Below are 19,152 nucleotides of genomic sequence, written 5' to 3'. Positions count from 1 at the left end.
GGAAAAACAGTGGGTCAGCAGCATCAATTCCGTCCGGGACAGAAGGCGCCCAACAATGGCGTCTACGTTGAAATCGGCGAGACAGGTAGTATGGTTAAAAACCCGCAAAAGATCCATTTGTCAGCAGGGGATATGTTTCCTGAGACATCAAATCACAACCGGCTGTGGACATATAAAAGAAAGCCGTGATCAAGAAAAAACCCAAAACAATGAAATGTTTTGGGTTTTTGGCGTTTTAATGCTGGCTTGCATTTTTGTTCATAGGCATGATTTCTGCTAAAACCATGATCAAGACATACAGTACTACAGCAATGACAGATGATGTTTTGAATTGATACGCAACGCTGTTCATGCTGGCAACCAAGTAGCATGCCATATGTGATAAAAGGAACGTCCAAATAAAGGCAATAATATATCGCACGTTTCCACCTCGTCCTTCTCATTCTATTCTAAAAGCTATCATACCATACAAAAAGCGAAGGGGGAATCCAATTTTAGAAGAAAAATGAGGTGACAAAAGAGTCTGATTCGATACACTTTAAATAAAACAAAAAACATCGAATGGTATAATAGCCAAAACTCATAAAGGCTAGGACTTTACCTTATTCGTTTCTTTTCTTTTTACATAAGATAGCGTGAGATGAAGTGTGAAAGGAGGCGGGCAAGCGATGGGAATAACGGAAAGGTACTTTCAATTGGGAACGGAGCAGAATGTGATTCATCTGCCCTATCGCCCAAACGGCTTTGGCATCTTTATCTTGGGGGACAGAACCCACTTTGTCGGAAATGATTCAAGCTTTTGGCTGCAGCATTACGGCAGAAATCAGCTTCTGAACATGCTAAGGAATGAAGGATACACTCTTTTTAACAGCAATCTCTACGGAAGGCATTGGGGCGCGAAAAAAGCGGTCGCCTATGCCAAACAGCTGATACATTCCGTTCTGAAGCAGGAAATACTCAATCCGAAGATTCATATTTTAGCAGAAGGAATGGGTGCTCTCGTGGCCGATGAACTACTTCGTTTTTCCCCGGATCATATCCGTTCAGCCGCAATGTTGAATCCTTGTCTCGATCTTCAGGCTCATTATGAATCAGAGAAAGAAAATAAATTTTTCTATAAGCAATTTTTGAAAGAGGTATCGGAAAGCTGCGGAATAACTGAAAAAGAAGCGGAAGCGTTCCGTTACAAAACAATTGAAAGCTATCCGAGCGGCGTGCCGGTTCATATATGGCAGCGAATGACCGGAGCGCCCTATCCATACAGCGTACATGCGGAAGCATTCAAGGAACAACAGCAAAAGCGAGGTTCACCAGTCGACATGACATTTCACTTATTTGAGCATCCAAGCAGAATTTATGCATCAATCTGCAAATTCTTTCACAGTCATGAAAAAGAGTTATAGAGAATACAATAACAACAGCCTTCTCTTTTGCGGAGGCTGTTTTGCTTTGGAAATGAAAAACCGGAAAGGCGGCAGATGCAATGGAATCAACGCTGATTGTAGGTGCGGACGAATTTTTCGGCCTTTCATTATGCGAGCGAATGATGGATGAAGGCATACATGTTGACGTTATTCTGGCGGAAACAGAAGATGAAAATAGACAAATGTACTTAGAAGAAAGACTCTTGTGGCTTGGGAGAAATGGACTCTTTCGCCAGCTTGAACGCATTGGAGATCAAAAATATGATACAATTTGTATCCAGTTCGGCGGCTTTTTGCCTTTAGACCAATTTGATTCCCCCTATATATTAGTATATGAACAAGACCGAAAAGAATGGGAAAAACGTGAAAAGGCAGGCTCAGAAAAAGCGGTGATCCTGCCGAAAATGTATGGACCGTGGAAAGAAGAAACCGAAGAAGACGGCTGTTACACAGACGATGTCGCTGAGGAGCTGCTGAGGTTCCTGCTTGAACCAAGCCTCGAAAAAAGCAAAGATCAGATTTTCGATTTGCAAGTCACAGAAAAAACCACAAAAGAAGAAGCAAAAACAAAAATAATCGAGTGGAAAAGACAATTTTCATCAATTTTCGACAAATATTAAGAAAAACCTTCCATGTTTCGAGTTTTCTAGATACAATAAACGTATAAAAATGATACATGTTATAGCTTGTCAAAAGGAGTTGAACATGACTTGATCACAAGGCTTGTCATGATCTTTTCTGTCCTCCTTTTATTAAGCGGATGTGGACAAACTCCGTTTAAAGGAAAAATTGAGAAGGTCGGCATGCTCTTTCCTGATACGATTAACGATCTCGTATGGGGCACAAAAGGGTATAAAGGATTACTGAATATACAATCAAAATACAATGTGGACGTCTACTATAAAGAAGGCGTAAAAACAGATGAAGATATCATAAATGCGATTGAGGATTTTCATAAGCGGGGCGTCAATCTTCTCTATGGCCACGGGAGTGAATATGCAGAAGTGTTTAACTTGGTCAGCGAAGATTATCCGGATATGGAATTCGTCATTTCCAATGCGAAAGCGAAAGGCGATAATGTGACGAGTGTCCATTTCAGCGGCGAAGCAATGGGCTTTTTTGGAGGAATGACAGCTGCCCATATGTCGAAAACAAATCAGGTCGGCGTCATTGCTTCCTTTACGTGGCAGCCAGAGGTTGACGGTTTTATCAAAGGGGCCAAATATGAAAATCCGGATATAGAAGTAAACACGAAATATACGGCTCATTGGGATGATGATACGACGGCAGTAAAGCTTTATCAAAAAATGAAGAACGAAGGCGCGGATGTTGTGTATCCCGCTGGAGACGGGTATAATGTTCCTGTCATTCAGCAAATCAAAAAAGACGGCCTCTATGCCATCGGCTACGTCACAGATCAATCAGAACTGGGTGAGAATACCGTATTAACCAGCACTGTGCAAAATGTGGACAAGGCCTATGAAATCATCGCTGAGCAATTCAACAAAGGCTCCCTTGAAGGCGGCGATCATTACTACGACCTGAAAACCGGAGTTGTTGAAATGGGAACATTCAGCCCGCTAGTCGATAAAGACTTTCAGCATAGAATCGCCAAGCTGATCAAAACGTACAACAAAACAGGCGAACTGCCAAAAAACGAGTAATGGAGTGACGTCATATGCAGCATGAAAAATCACTGGAGTTCTTGCAAATTGCCATGAAATATCTTCCTGAAGCGAAAGAACAGCTTGAAAAATCAGGCATTGAGCTGTCAATGGAGGCCATACAGCCGTTTATGAATCTTTTTACCACGGTAATGGCTGAAGCTTATGAGCTTGGCAAGTCTGACGCAAAATCTGAAACCGAATAAGAAGAAGCCACTTTTGTGAAAGTGGCTTTTCACATGATTTTCTTTTTAATAGCGGAAATCATAGGCGCAAGCTCCTTTAAAGCGGGCTTGATTTGATCAACAGAGTTCATAATTGAACCGATTTGGTCCATAATATGCATGTAATGATTCGTCTCTTCTTCGTTTGCCTGGGAAACCTCCTCTTGCTGTTCTTCCTTCTCTGCTGTTTGTTTTGCGGAATCGCCGAACATCATCTTTGAAAACACATCCAACTGCATACGCCTCCTTTCTATATACAATACTCTATGATTAAGATGAACTGATAGTTTAGACGAATATATTGCCATGTGAAAAAAAATAGGATAGAATTAGTACCTGATACTAATAATTGATCACAACTGATTGATCTTCTAAATTTACAATATAAAGGAGTCTTCCCTTATGAAAGCTGGAATACTTGGTGTTGGTCGTTACATTCCTGAGAAGGTTTTAACAAATCATGATCTTGAAAAAATGGTTGAAACTTCTGATGAGTGGATTCGTACCAGAACAGGAATAGAAGAAAGAAGAATTGCCGCAGATGATGTGTATTCATCACATATGGCTGTTGCAGCAGCGAAAAAGGCGCTGGAACAAGCTGAAGTCGCGGCAGAGGATCTGGATATGATCCTGGTGGCAACTGTTACACCTGATCAGTCATTCCCTACGGTCTCTTGTATGATTCAAGAAGAGCTAGGCGCGAAGAAAGCGTGCGCTATGGATATCAGCGCGGCTTGTGCGGGCTTCATGTACGGGGTTATAACCGGTAAACAATTTATTGAATCCGGAACCTATAAGCATGTTCTTGTTGTCGGTGTAGAAAAGCTCTCAAGCATTACAGACTGGGAAGACCGAAATACAGCAGTTCTGTTTGGAGACGGAGCAGGCGCTGCGGTAGTCGGACCAGTCAGTGATGACAGAGGAATTCTTTCATTTGAACTAGGAGCAGACGGCACAGGCGGTCAGCACTTGTATCTGAATGAAAAAGGACATACAATCATGCATGGACGAGAAGTTTTCAAATTTGCAGTCCGCCAAATGGGAGAATCATGCGTAAATGTCATTGAAAAAGCCGGACTCTCAAAAGAGGACGTCGACTTTTTGATTCCGCATCAGGCGAACATCCGCATTATGGAAGCCGCTCGCGAGCGTTTAGAGCTTCCTGTCGAAAAGATGTCTAAAACCGTTCATAAATATGGAAATACTTCTGCCGCATCCATTCCGATCTCTCTTGTAGAAGAATTGGAAGCCGGTAAAATCAAAGACGGCGATGTGGTCGTCATGGTAGGGTTCGGCGGAGGATTAACATGGGGCGCCATTGCAATTCGCTGGGGCCGCTAAAAAAAGGTGAGGTGCACACTAGATGAGTAAAAAAAGAGTAGTTGTTACAGGACTTGGAGCATTATCTCCGCTTGGCAACGACGTTGATACAAGTTGGAATAACGCAATCAACGGTGTGTCCGGAATCGGTCCGATCACTCGTGTTGATGCTGAAGAATATCCGGCAAAAGTAGCTGCTGAATTAAAAGACTTCAATGTTGAAGATTATATGGATAAAAAAGAAGCCAGAAAAATGGACCGCTTCACACAATATGCGGTCGTAGCTGCGAAAATGGCGGTTGAAGACGCGGATCTTAACATTACCGATGAGATCGCGCCGAGAGTCGGCGTTTGGGTAGGCTCCGGTATTGGAGGACTTGAAACACTAGAGTCTCAATTTGAAATCTTCTTAACGAAAGGCCCGAGACGAGTAAGCCCGTTTTTCGTGCCAATGATGATTCCGGATATGGCGACAGGGCAGATTTCCATCGCATTAGGAGCAAAAGGGGTTAACTCTTGTACGGTTACAGCATGCGCTACAGGAACGAACTCCATCGGTGACGCGTTTAAAGTCATTCAGCGCGGTGATGCAGATGTTATGGTCACAGGCGGAACAGAAGCGCCGCTGACAAGAATGTCATTCGCGGGCTTCAGCGCCAACAAAGCGCTGTCTACTAATCCAGATCCGAAAACAGCAAGCCGCCCGTTCGATAAAAACCGAGATGGCTTTGTCATGGGTGAAGGTGCAGGGATTGTTGTTCTTGAAGAACTTGAACATGCTCTGGCCCGCGGCGCTAAGATTTACGGAGAAATTGTAGGCTACGGCTCAACGGGAGACGCTTATCATATCACAGCGCCGGCCCAAGACGGTGAAGGCGGAGCGAGAGCAATGCAAGAAGCCATTAGAGATGCGGCCGTTTCTCCTGAAGACATTGATTATATCAATGCTCACGGGACAAGCACGTATTACAATGACAAATACGAAACAATGGCGATTAAAACCGTTTTCGGCGAGCATGCCCATAAACTTGCGGTAAGCTCTACAAAATCGATGACAGGCCACCTCTTAGGAGCAGCTGGCGGAATTGAAGCGATTTTCTCTGTGCTTGCCATTAAAGAAGGTGTGATCCCGCCGACAATCAATATTCAAACACCAGACGAAGAATGCGATTTAGATTATGTGCCTGATGAAGCCCGCAGACAGGATCTCAATTATGTTCTAAGCAACTCATTGGGATTCGGCGGACACAATGCAACATTAATCTTTAAGAAATACCAATCATGATCACGCCACACCGGCTGCCCTAAAGGGTAGCCGGTTTTTTTGTGTGCGCATAGGATAAAAAGAGGAGGCGATCACATATGAGTGTGGAACAAACATACAGTTGGCTCGGGAAGGCCGCGTCAATAGATGATTTGGCGCATTACATTGTCCCGCTTTTTTCAGGTGTGGAGAAAAAGAACTGGAAAGGCATTCTGGGGCACCTTCAGCATCATGGAATGTTTAAAAACATAAAAGAGGGCATCCATACTGCTTCCGAGCTGAAAGAAAAAGGTTTTTTTGAGCATATTCAAAAAGAAGAACAGTACCTTAAAAACAAATGGCAAGGTCCCGATGTGCCGATTGTCACACTGCCGGTTGACGAACGAAACAGGAGAATCCGTTTAGAATTCGGATCAAAATCAGGACTCGCTTTTCAAGACAAAATGTTCCTCTTTCTCTCGTCAGAGTTGGATTTTGCGTCAGTTTCTGCCCTGATGACACATGAATATCATCACGTTTGCAGGTTAGATCGTCTGACAAAAGATGAAAAAGATGTCACATTACTTGATACAATCATCATGGAAGGGCTTGCAGAATATGCTGTTTATGAGAGGTTCGGCCGAAGTCAAACGGCTGAATGGGCATCTTGGTATACCCCGGAGCAGCTGCAGGCTTTATACGAGAAAAAAATTGCACCCAACCAGGATATCAAACGGGACAATCGATTATTCTCACAGCTGTTATTCGGCAAAGGATATCAGCCCAAAATGCTTGGATACGCAGTCGGATTCAATATAGTAAAAAAATATTTAACAGCCAACAAAGCAAACACGGCAGACGGACTGTCCATTCCTGCTGAAACCTTTTTGAATGCAACGCTTTAAAAGAATAAAATAATGGAATTTCGTTAATAATATTACATTTATCCTAAAAAATTCTTGATTTTGCAAAATGATTGTAATAATATACAACTATAAAATTTTTAGATAATTCATTATTATTTATTATTTCTGAATAAAGGGATTGCTTTCTCTTGAAAATGTTTGACAACAAGAGGGGGAAAGGGGAGCTAGCATGGGCACACTTTTAGAAGTGAATAATTTAAAGACTTATTTTTTTAGGAAAAAGGAGCCGATCCCTGCGGTTGACGGAGTCGATTTTCACATCAGCAAAGGCGAAACCGTAGCGCTTGTAGGTGAATCGGGCTCCGGAAAAAGCATTACTTCTTTATCCATTATGGGCCTCGTCCAAAGCTCAGGCGGAAAAATCATGGACGGCTCTATTAAACTCGAAGACAGAGACCTCACCTCATTCACTGAAAATGACTATTGCAAAATCCGCGGAAACGAAGTATCTATGATCTTTCAGGAACCAATGACCTCCCTTAATCCGGTGTTAACAATCGGAGACCAAATTACCGAAGTGCTGATTTACCATAAAAACATGAAGAAAAAAGAAGCCCGCCAAAAAGCTGTTGAACTTTTGCAGATGGTCGGTTTCTCCCGGGCAGAGCAAATGATGAAGGAGTATCCGCACCGGCTGTCCGGCGGAATGAGGCAGAGGGTAATGATTGCCATCGCACTCAGCTGCAATCCTAAACTGCTCATTGCCGATGAACCGACGACAGCGCTGGATGTGACAATCCAATCCCAAGTTTTGGAACTCATGAAAGATCTTTGTCAGAAGTTCAACACGTCAATTCTTCTCATCACACACGACTTAGGTGTCGTGTCGGAAGCAGCTGACAGAGTAATTGTCATGTACTGCGGACAAGTCGTGGAAAACGCCACCGTCGACGACTTATTTTTAGAGCCGCTTCATCCTTACACAGAAGGCCTGCTGACGTCGATTCCCGTCATAGATGGGGAGATTGATAAATTAAATGCGATTAAAGGCAGCGTGCCGACACCGGATAACCTGCCGCCGGGGTGCCGTTTTGCCCCAAGGTGCCCGAAAGTCATGGATAAATGCTGGACAAATCAGCCTTCGCTTTTGACGCACAAAAGCGGAAGAACGGTGAGATGCTTTTTATATGAGGAAGAGGGTGCCGAACAATCATGACTGCAGCTAATCAAGAAACAATCTTAGAGCTACGTGACGTAAAAAAATACTTCCCAATCCGCTCAGGCTTTTTTCAAAGAAAAGTCGGCGATGTGAAAGCGGTGGACGGTGTTTCATTTTCGTTAAAAAAAGGAGAAACACTCGGGATCGTTGGAGAGTCGGGCTGCGGAAAATCGACTGCCGGCAGGACGATGATCAGGCTGTACAAACCGACAGAAGGCCAAATCCTTTTTAAAGGGCAGGATATCTCCAATTTGTCAGAGGAGAAGCTGCGGAAAAGTGTCCGCAAAAATATTCAAATGGTTTTCCAAGATCCGTTTGCTTCTTTGAATCCAAGAAAAACGCTGCGTTCTATCATTAAGGAGCCGTTACATACGCACCACATGTATACGATGCGTGAACGAAACGAAAAAGTCGAAGAACTGCTTGCGAGAGTAGGTCTCCACCCGTCGTTTGCCAGCCGTTATCCACATGAATTTTCCGGCGGCCAGCGTCAGCGGATCGGGATCGCCAGAGCGCTCACTTTGAATCCGGAACTGATCATCGCAGATGAGCCGGTTTCCGCACTTGATGTATCCATTCAGGCCCAAGTGATTAACTTAATGGAAGAATTACAGGAAGAATTTAATCTGACGTATCTATTTATCTCTCATGATCTAAGTGTCGTCCGCCATATCAGCGACAGAGTCGGAGTGATGTATCTTGGCAAAATGATGGAACTGACCGGCAAGCATGAGCTTTACGACCATCCGCTACACCCTTACACCCAAGCTCTTCTATCATCCGTTCCGGTTACAAGAAGAATAGGCTCTGTCAAACGTGAACGCATCGTCCTGAAGGGAGAACTGCCAAGTCCGGCTAATCCGCCAAAAGGCTGCGTTTTCCATACGAGATGCCCTGTTGCAAAGCCGATATGCAAGGAACAAATACCAGCATTCAAAGAAGCTGCTCCCAGCCACTTTGTGGCTTGTCACCTTTATAGCTAATGTTGCCCGCACAGCTTTGAGAGGGGGTATGCACACTACATAAACAACAGCTGAGAAGAACGAACATTTCAAGAGGGGGAATATTGAATGAAAAGACGGAAAACCGCACTGATGATGCTAAGTGTATTGATGGTTCTGGCCATCTTTTTATCGGCCTGCTCGGGATCAAAATCGAGCAACAGCAGTGAGAAAAAATCAAACGGAAAACCGCAGCAAGGCGGGGATTTGGTTGTTGGTTCAATCGGAGCGCCAACACTTTTCAACTCACTATATTCAACTGATGAATCGAGCACAGATATTGAACAAATGATTTACAGCTTTTTAACAAAAACAGATGAAAACTTAAATGTCAAAATGTCACTGGCCGAAAGTGTGAAAGAGCTGGATGGCGGACTGAAATATGATGTGAAAATCAAAAAAGGTGTTAAGTTCCATGACGGAGAAGAGCTTACTGCCGATGATGTGGTCTTTACGTACAACATTCCATTGAACAAGGATTACAAAGGAGAGCGCGGCTCGAACTTTGAAATGCTGAAATCGGTAGAGAAAAAGGGAGATTACGAGGTTTTATTTACACTGAAGTACAAAGACCCTAACTTCTATAACAACACGTTAGACAGTTACGGAATTCTGCCGGAGCACATTTTAAAAGATGTACCGGTTGCAGAGCTTGAGGATAATGATTTTAATAGAAAAAATCCAATCGGCTCGGGTCCTTTCAAATTTAAGGAATGGAAAGACGGGCAATACGTCAAGCTTGTTGCTAATGATGACTACTATGACGGCCGTCCGTATTTAGACAGTGTCACGTATAAAATCATTCCTGACGCCAATGCTGCGGTTGCCCAGCTTCAAGCGGGAGATATCGATTTCTTTAACGTGCCTTCAACGGACTATAAGACAGCGGAATCGTTTAATAATGTCAAAGTCGTTACAGATTTGGCGCTGAGCTACGCGTATATCGGCTGGAATGAGAAAAACGAGCTGTTTAAAGACAAAAAAGTTCGCCAGGCGCTTACGACAGCTTTAGACCGTGAAACAATGGTGCAAACCGTATTGGATGGGGACGGTGAGGTCGCTTACATTCCTGAAAGCCCTGCTTCATGGAATTACCCGAAAGATGTAGAGGTTCCTAAATTTGAATACAATGTGAAAAAAGCGAAGAAGTTGCTGAAAGAAGCCGGCTGGGAAGATACTGACGGTGACGGTTTCTTAGATAAAGACGGTAAAAAATTCGAGTTTACACTGAAAACGAACCAAGGGAACAAAGTCCGTGAAGACATTGCAGTTGTTGTCCAAGAACAGCTGAAGAAAGTCGGTATTAAAGTAACGCCGCAAATCGTGGAATGGAGCGCGTTAGTCGAACAGACAAGTGCCCCTAACTGGGACTATGACGCAATGGTTTTAGGGTGGAGTTTGTCCACGTTCCCGGATCATTACGATATCTTCCATTCAAGCCAGTCTAAAAACGGCTTGAATAATATGTGGTACAAAAACCCTGAAGTTGATAAGCTTCTCAAAGATGCAAAATCAATCAGTGACCGTAAGGAATATTCTAAAGCCTATGAAAAAATTTATCAAAAGCTTGCTGAAGACCAGCCGTACACCTTCCTTTATTATCCGAACAACCATATGGCGATGCCGGCTAATTTAGAGGGTTATGTGTATCATCCGAAACGCGAGCTGTACCAAATTGAAAAATGGTGGCTTGCCCAATAAATTTCCCTTGCAGGGGAGGGAGCGCGTTTCCTTCCCCTTTAATTTTGAAAAAGAACAACGAAGGGGACAAGAATATGGTTACATATATCATTCGAAGAACGCTATCTTCGATTCCTATTTTATTGGGAATTACAATTTTGTCTTTCGTTATTATGAAAGCCGCTCCAGGAGACCCGATGACGCTTATGATGGACCCGACGATCAGCCAGGCAGACAGGGCGCAGTTTATTGAAAAATACGGCCTCAACGATCCTGAGTACGTTCAATATTTAAAATGGCTCGGCAATATGGTTCAAGGGGATTTCGGCACGTCCATCATCAGAAAAGGGACGCCTGTTTCAGAACTGATTTTAGCACGGCTGCCCAACACACTCCTCTTGATGCTGGTGTCAACGATATTGGCGCTGATCATTTCCATCCCATTCGGAGTCATTTCTGCAAAAAAACCTTATTCGAAGCTGGACTACGGTATTACGTTTACTTCATTTATCGGTTTGGCGATCCCGAATTTTTGGTTCGGACTGATTTTAATTATGGTGTTTGCCGTGAATCTCGGCTGGTTCCCGACCGGGGGAGTTGCAACGCTTAATGCGGATTTTAGTTATGTAGACCGGATTCATCATTTGCTTTTACCCGCTTTTGTGCTGGCGACAGCTGATATGGCAGGCTTAACGAGGTATACAAGATCCAATATGATCGATGTTTTAAACCAAGACTATATCCGGACTGCCAGATCAAAAGGTTTCAAAGAGAATCGAGTATTGTTTAAGCATGGCTTGCGGAATGCGCTATTGCCTGTTATTACGATCTTCGGTTTAATGATTCCCTCCTTTATCGGCGGAGCGGTTGTCGTAGAGCAGATTTTCACTTGGCCGGGGCTAGGAAAGCTGTTTGTCGATTCGGCATTCCAGCGCGATTATCCGGTTATCATGGCAATGACTGTGATCTCGGCGGTTCTTGTCGTTGTCGGAAACCTCATTGCAGACATCCTTTACGCGATTGTTGATCCGCGGATCGAATATTAAAAGGAGGGAAACAGAGATGTCAGAGCTGCAAACAACTCCCTCGCCGGAGATCAGGCTGAAAGAAAATATTTCGAAAAAACCAGAGACGATGACCAAGATTTTCTGGGAAAAATTCTCGAAAAACAAACTGGCCATTCTAGGTGCCGTCATTCTGTTTATCATTATTATGTCGGCTGTTTTCGCTCCTTTAATTGCGCCTTATCCCCAAGAGCAGCAAAGCCTGCTTGATAAATATAAGGCGCCGGGCCTTGAACATCTGATGGGAACAGATAAATTCGGCCGAGATATTTTCAGCCGAATCTTGTATGGGGCGCGTGTCTCTTTATTGGTTGGTTTTGCGTCAGTAGTCGGTTCGATTTTGATCGGAACGGTTTTAGGGGCGTTAGCGGGATATTTCAGAGGAATAGTCGATGCTGTCATTATGCGTCTGGTCGACATTGTATTATCCATTCCTGATATCTTCTTGCTGATCACGCTAGTTACCATCTTCAAGCCCGGTGTGGACAAACTGATTTTAATTTTCTGTCTCACCGGCTGGACAACAACGGCACGATTGGTAAGAGGAGAGTTTCTATCGCTTCGTTCAAGGGAATACGTTCTGGCTGCTAAAACAATCGGAACGAAGACTCACAAAATTATCTTTTCACATATTCTCCCCAATGCGTTAGGACCGATTATTGTGTCAGCAACATTAAAGGTAGGTTCAGTTATTCTCGCTGAGTCAGCGCTGAGCTACTTAGGCTTCGGGATTCAGCCGCCAATCGCAAGCTGGGGAAATATGCTTCAAGACGCACAAAATTTCACAGTGATGATTCAGGCATGGTGGTACCCATTATTTCCCGGGCTATTTATTTTAATGACCGTTTTATGCTTCAACTTTGTCGGTGATGGCCTGCGAGATGCATTGGATCCAAAAAATATTAAATAAAAATGAAAACAATATTTGTTACAAAATGTAACGAAAATAGAAGAAAAGCAGGTCTCTTTTTGTCAGAAAATCTACAAAGAGATCTGCTTTTTGTGATTCTGATATTAACCCAGCGATTCCAGATTTCCTCAACTTCTTTGGAATAATTTCTCTGTCCCTTGCCTATACTGTGGACAACAGTTTTTATAAAAGTGAGGGGTTAGAGATGTTATTTCTTCATGATGTGTGGGTCAATTGGTTTGAAGGGGAAGAAAATGGCTACAATGTTTGCCACTTTCACGAATGGCGCAAGGAAGATACGGTTGAGCTTTTGGATCAGGTGCCGCTGTTAAGGGTGCCGTCGGTACTGTTTCATTACATAGAAAACGATTTATCTGAGCTTCCTAAAGATTTACTTGAAGATATACATCAGAAATCGTACATTCGGAAAAATCATGAGCGGACAAAGCTTGAGTATTGTTTTGTCGTAACAGACGGAATCGGCATTTTGGCTGTTGACACAATCGGCTACACGATCCCTGTCAGAAAAAGCCGTCTGATCCCAAGGCAGGAGCAGCTCGTTTATGAAATGGTAAAAGATGTAGAGCCTGAAACATATGAATTTGAGCCAAAGAAGCTCGAATCCTCCAAAGAATATCATATTTTATCATTAGCACCAGAGCACGTCAGAGGGCTGACAAGAAAAGAACGGCAAATCAAGCAGTTGATGTTTATGGCGCTGGACCAATTAAAAGGGCTGGAAAACCGCGCTGAAATCGGCTACTGGTACACAGAATGGAACCCGCATATGTATGAACAAATCAAACGGATGAGCTTTGAAGAGATTTGGGACATGCTGTATAACGAAACAATTGAAGGCTGGTCGGACAAGCATTTAGCTTTTTGCGAAAACCTGATAAAAGGACAGCCTTTTTTCGAAAAGCTATGGGAAATGGAAAACGAATCAAAGGTAAACTGAAAAAAACTGCTCATTGCCAAGAGTGGTTCAGCGTGTCGACAAACCCTCGCATTCGTTGTCAGGCCTGCGCGTCGGTGCTCACGAATTCCTACATTCGCTGTGCTCCGATGCTCGCCCTTCCTAGACTTCAAGGGTTTTCAATCACGCTGAAAAGACGACAAAGTCCTAAAACGAAAACCGTTTTAGGACTTTGTCTACAATCTGAAAAACCGCTCTTTGCCAAGAGCGGTTTTTTGAATTAGCGTCTTTTTCGGCCAAGACCCATGGCGTTCTCCATTTTTTTCAGCATTTTGTTCGCTGTCCGGTTCGCACGTTCCGCGCCTTCATCAAGAATACGGTCTAATTCATCAGATTCAATCAGTTCATGATAGCGATCCTGAATCGGTTTTAATGCGTTAACCACGACTTCTGCCAAATCCCCTTTAAACTCGCCGTAGCCTTTCCCTTCGTACTTAGCTTCAAGCTCTTGAATCGTCGTATTGCCGAGGATTGAATAAATTGTAAGAAGGTTGGAAACGCCCGGTTTATTTTCCTTATCAAATGTCACAATGCCCTCAGAATCTGTCACAGCGCTTTTGATTTTCTTTTCAAGAAGCTTTGGTTCATCCAGCAAGGTAATATAAGATTTCTGGTTCGGATCGGATTTGCTCATTTTCTTCAGCGGATCATTCAGAGACATGATGCGTGCGCCGACTTTTGGAATTTTCACTTCCGGAACCGTAAAGATGTCGTTATATTTTTTGTTGAAGCGTTCTGCGAGATTCCGCGTCAGCTCAAGATGCTGCTTTTGATCCTCGCCGACAGGCACAAGATCCGTTCCATACAGCAGAATATCGGCGGCCATCAGCGGCGGGTACGTTAGCAGGCCGGAGACGACAGCTTCATTGCCTTTGGACTTGTCTTTAAATTGAGTCATCCGTTCAAGCTCGCCGATATACGCGACACACTGCATCATCCATCCGGCCTGCGCATGCGCGGGAACCTCTGATTGAATAAACAATGTTGCTTTTTCTGGATTAAGCCCGACAGCTAAGTATAGCGCCGCCAGACTGCGGATATTCTTTCTGAGCTGAATCCGGTCTTGAGGCACGGTGATCGCATGCTGATCCACGATGCAAAAATAGCTGTTATAATCATTTTGCAGTTCGACAAATTGCTTCATTGCACCGATATAGTTGCCGAGCGTAACAGATCCGCTTGGCTGAATACCTGAAAAAATCGTTTGTTTCATGAAAACATCTACCTCATTTCTTAAAACATAATAAAAAGGCTCATTCTTCCCCTGTAAAAAAAGGGACGAATGAACCGTGGTGCCACCCTGATTATTCCATTAAAATGGAATCACTCTGACGTTTTTAACGGAGACTGCTCCGGCTGAGCCTACTTTTTAGGATTCGGTCAGCTGCTCCAAAGTCCATTCCACATTGCCCGTTATCTGCTCCCAGCACCGCAGACTCTCTTCAAACAGGTGAAATGTGTACTACTCTTTTTCATAGCACGCTTTTCTTTTGATTGCTTCATTATAAATCAATTATAACCAATTGTCATCATGAAAAAACATTCTTTTCCCAGTAACATGGTAATGATATAAAAATCACGGACGCGCAGGCAAATCCCTAAATGATAACTGCTATCAGCGTGAAAACAGCTAGATATTATATGTAAAAAGCAATATGGGAAGAAAAATGATTAAATAGTTTTTAATCAATTTATGCTTTAAATGGTAGAAGGATATTATGTTCGTGGAAGAAAAACTAACGAAGTTCAAATATTTTAAATTGATAAAATAATATTGCAATAAATTATTTGTTTCATTATAATGAACTTGTTCACTCTATTGTTACAGCTTTTTTACAAAAATAATCAGAAAAGACGGAACAGAATAAAAGTTATGGAAACACAGGTTCATTTGTCTGATATTTCTGAGGATTTAGCCGTAATGAGCTGAAAAAATTATATTAGGGGGTTTGCGAATATGAAAAAACGTTGGTCGATTGTCACGTTGATGCTCATTTTCACTCTCGTGCTGAGCGCTTGCGGCTTTGGCGGCAGCGGATCAAACGGTGAAGGAAAAAAGGACAGTAAAGGAAAGACGACACTTAACATTAATATTAAAACTGAGCCGTTCTCCTTACATCCGGGATTGGCAAATGATTCAGTATCAGGCGGTGTCATCCGTCAGACTTTTGAAGGATTGACACGCATCAATGCAGAAGGAGAGCCTGAAGAAGGCATGGCTTCTAAAATTGAAACGAGCAAAGATGGAAAGACATATACGTTCACTATTCGTGATGGCGTGAAATGGTCTAATGGTGACCCTGTAACAGCACAAGATTTTGAATATGCTTGGAAATGGGCGCTTAATCCTAATAACGAATCACAATATGCTTACCAGCTTTACTACATAAAAGGTGCTGAAGCGGCGAATACCGGCAAAGGCAGTCTTGATGATGTGGCAGTAAAAGCTGTAAATGACAAAACGCTGAAGGTTGAATTAAATAACCCAACTCCATATTTCACTGAATTAACGGCGTTCTATACGTATATGCCGATCAACAAGAAAATTGCAGAGAAAAATGATAAGTGGAACACAAATGCCGGAGAAAATTATGTTTCAAACGGGCCGTTCAAAATGACGGCATGGAAACACAGCGGATCTATTACTCTTGAGAAAAATGACCAGTATTGGGAACAAGACAAAGTCAAACTGAAGAAAATTAAAATGGTTATGATCAACAATAACAATACAGAACTGAAAAAATTCCAAGCTGGTGAACTTGATTGGGCTGGTTTGCCGCTCGGACAGCTTCCGACTGAATCGCTCCCTACTTTGAAAAAAGATGGTTCTTTACATGTTGAGCCGATGGCAGGTGTGTATTGGTACAAATTCAATACTGAAGCGAAGCCGTTAGACAACGTCAATATCCGTAAAGCATTATCTTATGCGATTAACCGCCAATCAATTGTTAAAAACATTACACAAGGTGAACAAATCCCGGCAATGGCTGCGGTGCCGCCGACAATGAAGGGGTTTGAAGATAACAAAGAAGGCTACTTCAAAGACAACGATGTCAAAACGGCAAAAGAATACCTTGAAAAAGGCCTGAAAGAAATGGGCTTAAGCAAGGCATCTGACCTGCCGAAAATCAAATTGTCTTATAACACTGATGACGCGCATGCGAAAATCGCTCAAGCCGTACAAGAAATGTGGAAGAAAGATTTAGGCGTGAATGTTGAGCTTGATAACTCAGAATGGAATGTATATATTGATAAGCTTCATACCCAAGATTATCAAATCGGCCGTATGGGCTGGCTCGGCGACTTCAATGATCCTATTAACTTCCTTGAATTGTTCCGTGACAAAGACGGAGGCAATAACGATACTGGCTGGGAAAATCCAGAATTCAAAAAGCTTCTGAATCAGTCACAAACTGAAACAGATCCAACAAAACGTGCAGAGCTGCTGAAAAAAGCAGAAGGTATTTTCATTGATGAAATGCCGGTTGCGCCAGTTTATTTTTATACGATTCCTTGGGTGCAAGACGAAAATCTGAAAGGAACCATCCTTACTGGAACCGGAGAAATTTATTTCAGAAACGCGTACTTTCAATAAGTCTTATTTGTGAAAACAATAACCTCAAGGTATATGGGGACCTATTTCCCATATACCTTTCTTACTGAAAGAGTATAAAAATGTAAAAACCATGGAGGTGTTCCCCCTTGCTAAAATATATCGGAAGACGCTTAGTCTATATGATTATCACATTATTTGTGATTGTAACTGTGACATTCTTCTTAATGCAGGCAGCACCGGGCGGGCCATTTTCAGGTGAGAAAAAGCTTCCGCCTGAAATTGAAGCAAACTTAAATGCGCATTACGGTTTGGACAAGCCGCTGTTTGTACAATACGCCAGTTATTTGAAATCAGTTGCAATGTGGGATTTCGGACCGTCATTTAAATATAAAGGTCAGAGTGTTAACGACCTGATCAGTTCAGGTTTCCCCGTTTCATTCACTCTCGGAGCAGAGGCTATTCTCCTCGCTTTAGCGTTTGGTGTATTGTTTGGGGTCATAGCAGCTCTTTACCATAATAAGTGGCAGGATTATACCGTCGCGATTTTAACGATATTCGGTATCTCAGTTCCGAGCTTTATCATGGCGGCTGTTCTGCAATATGTGTTCTCCATGAAGCTTGATCTGTTTCCTGTTGCGGGCTGGGAGTCCTGGGCATACACCTTTTTGCCTTCAATCGCACTTGCTTCCATGCCGATGGCGTTTATTGCCAGACTTTCCCGTTCAAGCATGATTGAAGTGTTAAACAGTGATTATATTCGCACAGCGAAAGCAAAAGGGCTGTCCCGTCCAGCAGTTACAGTGCGGCACGCCATCCGAAACGCGCTTTTGCCAGTCGTTACATACATGGGCCCGATGGCCGCGCAGGTCTTAACGGGGAGCTTTATTATTGAAACGATTTTTGGGATCCCAGGGCTGGGGTCACACTTCGTAAACAGTATTACAAACCGCGATTATACAGTCATTATGGGTGTAACGGTATTCTTCAGTGTCATCTTGCTATTGTGTGTATTAATTGTGGATGTGCTATACGGCATTATTGATCCAAGAATCAAGCTTTCCAAAGCAAAGAAAGGAGCCTAGGCCATGCAAAACATTCCGAAAAACCTGTTTGAACCAGCCGCAGCGAATGCCGGCGATGCAGAAAAAATCAGTAAAAAGAGCCTTTCCCTCTGGAAAGATGCGATGCTTCGCTTCCGCAGCAATAAGCTTGCAATGGTCGGGCTTATCATTATTGTTCTCATTATCCTTATGGCGATTTTTGCGCCGCTGTTCTCAAAGTATGATTATTCGACTACTAATCTCTTAAATGCGGATAAGCCGCCTTCAAAAGACCATTGGTTCGGAACAGATGACCTTGGACGGGACATTTTCGTCCGTACATGGGTAGGTGCGCGAATCTCGATCTTTATCGGTGTAGCGGCCGCTGTTCTTGATTTGCTGATCGGCGTGATTTGGGGAAGCATTTCAGGCTTCCGCGGAGGCAGAACGGATGAAATTATGATGCGTATCGCCGATATCCTTTGGGCAGTTCCTTCATTATTAATGGTCATCTTACTGATGGTTGTTCTGCCGAAAGGGCTGTTAACCATTATTATTGCCATGACCATTACGGGCTGGATTAATATGGCCAGAATCGTACGCGGTCAAGTGCTCCAGCTGAAAAATCAGGAGTATGTGCTTGCTTCACAGACACTCGGCGCAAAAACATCCCGTCTGCTGTTTAAACATATCGTGCCAAACGCGATGGGTTCCATTTTGGTTACGATGACATTGACAGTTCCGACTGCGATTTTTACAGAAGCCTTTTTAAGCTATTTGGGACTTGGTGTTCCGGCTCCGCTGGCAAGCTGGGGAACGATGGCTTCTGACGGATTGCCTGCATTGACCTATTATCCGTGGCGTTTATTCTTCCCTGCCGGTTTCATCTGCATTACGATGTTTGGCTTTAACGTGGTCGGCGACGGATTAAGAGACGCATTGGATCCTAAGTTACGTAAATAAGG

At 43.2% G+C, this 19,152-nt stretch carries 20 protein-coding genes and 1 other annotated feature; of the genes, 17 read left to right on the top strand and 3 right to left on the bottom strand.

Annotated features, from left to right (window positions below; genetic code table 11):
• Positions 1-9 precede the first annotated feature (9 nt).
• Positions 10-189, top strand: a complete 180-nt coding sequence (locus V6D44_RS03840; RefSeq protein ID WP_087993455.1) for a YjzC family protein — start codon at positions 10-12, stop codon at positions 187-189.
• Positions 190-235: 46 nt separating this feature from the next.
• On the opposite strand, the gene V6D44_RS03835 is transcribed toward V6D44_RS03840, so the two are convergent.
• On the bottom strand, positions 236-421 hold the full coding sequence (locus tag V6D44_RS03835) for a YjzD family protein (RefSeq protein WP_087993454.1): 186 nt from the start codon (positions 419-421) through the stop codon (positions 236-238).
• 247 nt (positions 422-668) lie between these two features.
• On the opposite strand from V6D44_RS03835, the gene V6D44_RS03830 reads away from it, so the two are divergent.
• The 4 genes from V6D44_RS03830 (at position 669) to comZ (ending at position 3,294) form a co-directional block, all read left to right on the top strand.
• Entirely contained in the window at positions 669-1,403 is a 735-nt protein-coding gene (locus V6D44_RS03830) for a hypothetical protein (RefSeq protein WP_202328451.1), read from the top strand.
• Between the two features lie 80 nt (positions 1,404-1,483).
• A complete protein-coding gene (locus V6D44_RS03825) occupies positions 1,484-2,044 on the top strand; it encodes a hypothetical protein (RefSeq protein WP_087993452.1) in 561 nt (186 codons plus the stop codon).
• A 90-nt stretch (positions 2,045-2,134) separates the two neighbouring features.
• On the top strand, positions 2,135-3,088 hold the full coding sequence (gene med, locus V6D44_RS03820; protein WP_087993451.1) for a transcriptional regulator Med: 954 nt from the start codon (positions 2,135-2,137) through the stop codon (positions 3,086-3,088).
• Positions 3,089-3,102: 14 nt separating this feature from the next.
• A complete protein-coding gene (gene comZ / locus V6D44_RS03815) occupies positions 3,103-3,294 on the top strand; it encodes a ComG operon transcriptional repressor ComZ (RefSeq protein ID WP_003224559.1) in 192 nt (63 codons plus the stop codon).
• Positions 3,295-3,323: 29 nt separating this feature from the next.
• Here the strand turns inward: comZ and V6D44_RS03810 are convergent, their stop codons facing one another.
• A complete protein-coding gene (locus V6D44_RS03810) occupies positions 3,324-3,551 on the bottom strand; it encodes a hypothetical protein (protein WP_087993449.1) in 228 nt (75 codons plus the stop codon).
• A 163-nt stretch (positions 3,552-3,714) separates the two neighbouring features.
• On the opposite strand from V6D44_RS03810, the gene fabH reads away from it, so the two are divergent.
• From fabH to V6D44_RS03765, 9 genes are all read left to right on the top strand, one after another.
• Positions 3,715-4,653, top strand: coding sequence for a beta-ketoacyl-ACP synthase III (gene fabH / locus V6D44_RS03805; RefSeq protein ID WP_087993448.1), 939 nt, complete (start codon positions 3,715-3,717; stop codon positions 4,651-4,653).
• A 22-nt stretch (positions 4,654-4,675) separates the two neighbouring features.
• The gene (fabF, locus tag V6D44_RS03800) at positions 4,676-5,917 is read left to right on the top strand and encodes a beta-ketoacyl-ACP synthase II (protein WP_087993447.1); all 1,242 of its coding nucleotides are present in this window, start codon (positions 4,676-4,678) and stop codon (positions 5,915-5,917) included.
• Between the two features lie 77 nt (positions 5,918-5,994).
• On the top strand, positions 5,995-6,780 hold the full coding sequence (locus V6D44_RS03795) for a DUF2268 domain-containing protein (protein ID WP_087993446.1): 786 nt from the start codon (positions 5,995-5,997) through the stop codon (positions 6,778-6,780).
• Between the two features lie 190 nt (positions 6,781-6,970).
• Positions 6,971-7,957, top strand: a complete 987-nt coding sequence (gene appD / locus V6D44_RS03790) for an oligopeptide ABC transporter ATP-binding protein AppD (protein WP_202328450.1) — start codon at positions 6,971-6,973, stop codon at positions 7,955-7,957.
• On the top strand, positions 7,954-8,943 hold the full coding sequence (gene appF / locus V6D44_RS03785) for an oligopeptide ABC transporter ATP-binding protein AppF (RefSeq protein ID WP_087993444.1): 990 nt from the start codon (positions 7,954-7,956) through the stop codon (positions 8,941-8,943). The genes appD and appF overlap by 4 nt, the downstream gene beginning before the upstream one ends.
• Before the next feature lie 87 nt (positions 8,944-9,030).
• A complete protein-coding gene (locus V6D44_RS03780) occupies positions 9,031-10,662 on the top strand; it encodes a peptide-binding protein (RefSeq protein ID WP_202328449.1) in 1,632 nt (543 codons plus the stop codon).
• A gap of 74 nt (positions 10,663-10,736) precedes the next feature.
• Positions 10,737-11,687 carry an ABC transporter permease gene (locus tag V6D44_RS03775; protein ID WP_087993443.1) on the top strand — a complete coding sequence of 317 codons (951 nt, stop codon included), beginning with the start codon at positions 10,737-10,739 and terminating at the stop codon, positions 11,685-11,687.
• Positions 11,688-11,703: 16 nt separating this feature from the next.
• Positions 11,704-12,615 carry an oligopeptide ABC transporter permease AppC gene (gene appC / locus V6D44_RS03770; protein ID WP_087993442.1) on the top strand — a complete coding sequence of 304 codons (912 nt, stop codon included), beginning with the start codon at positions 11,704-11,706 and terminating at the stop codon, positions 12,613-12,615.
• 205 nt (positions 12,616-12,820) lie between these two features.
• A complete protein-coding gene (locus tag V6D44_RS03765; protein ID WP_087993441.1) occupies positions 12,821-13,573 on the top strand; it encodes a YjbA family protein in 753 nt (250 codons plus the stop codon).
• Positions 13,574-13,811: 238 nt separating this feature from the next.
• Here the strand turns inward: V6D44_RS03765 and trpS are convergent, their stop codons facing one another.
• Positions 13,812-14,804 carry a tryptophan--tRNA ligase gene (gene trpS, locus V6D44_RS03760; RefSeq protein WP_253269002.1) on the bottom strand — a complete coding sequence of 331 codons (993 nt, stop codon included), beginning with the start codon at positions 14,802-14,804 and terminating at the stop codon, positions 13,812-13,814.
• 58 nt (positions 14,805-14,862) lie between these two features.
• Positions 14,863-15,076 (bottom strand) — a binding site (T-box leader).
• Between the two features lie 472 nt (positions 15,077-15,548).
• On the opposite strand from trpS, the gene oppA reads away from it, so the two are divergent.
• The 3 genes from oppA to oppC all read left to right on the top strand — a co-directional run bounded on the left by oppA (position 15,549) and on the right by oppC (position 19,150).
• Positions 15,549-17,186, top strand: coding sequence for an oligopeptide ABC transporter substrate-binding protein OppA (gene oppA / locus V6D44_RS03755; RefSeq protein ID WP_202328447.1), 1,638 nt, complete (start codon positions 15,549-15,551; stop codon positions 17,184-17,186).
• Between the two features lie 107 nt (positions 17,187-17,293).
• Complete coding sequence (gene oppB / locus V6D44_RS03750; protein ID WP_087993438.1) at positions 17,294-18,229, top strand: oligopeptide ABC transporter permease OppB; 936 nt, start codon at positions 17,294-17,296, stop codon at positions 18,227-18,229.
• A gap of 3 nt (positions 18,230-18,232) precedes the next feature.
• Positions 18,233-19,150, top strand: coding sequence for an oligopeptide ABC transporter permease OppC (oppC, locus tag V6D44_RS03745; RefSeq protein ID WP_087993437.1), 918 nt, complete (start codon positions 18,233-18,235; stop codon positions 19,148-19,150).
• The last annotated feature ends 2 nt before the right edge of the window (positions 19,151-19,152 follow it).

This window comes from Bacillus sp. 0209A (assembly GCF_036765095.1).
Classification (GTDB): domain Bacteria; phylum Bacillota; class Bacilli; order Bacillales; family Bacillaceae; genus Bacillus; species Bacillus subtilis_G.
The sequence above is the reverse complement of the archived record's forward strand: the minus strand, read 5'-3'. Positions and strand labels throughout refer to the sequence as shown.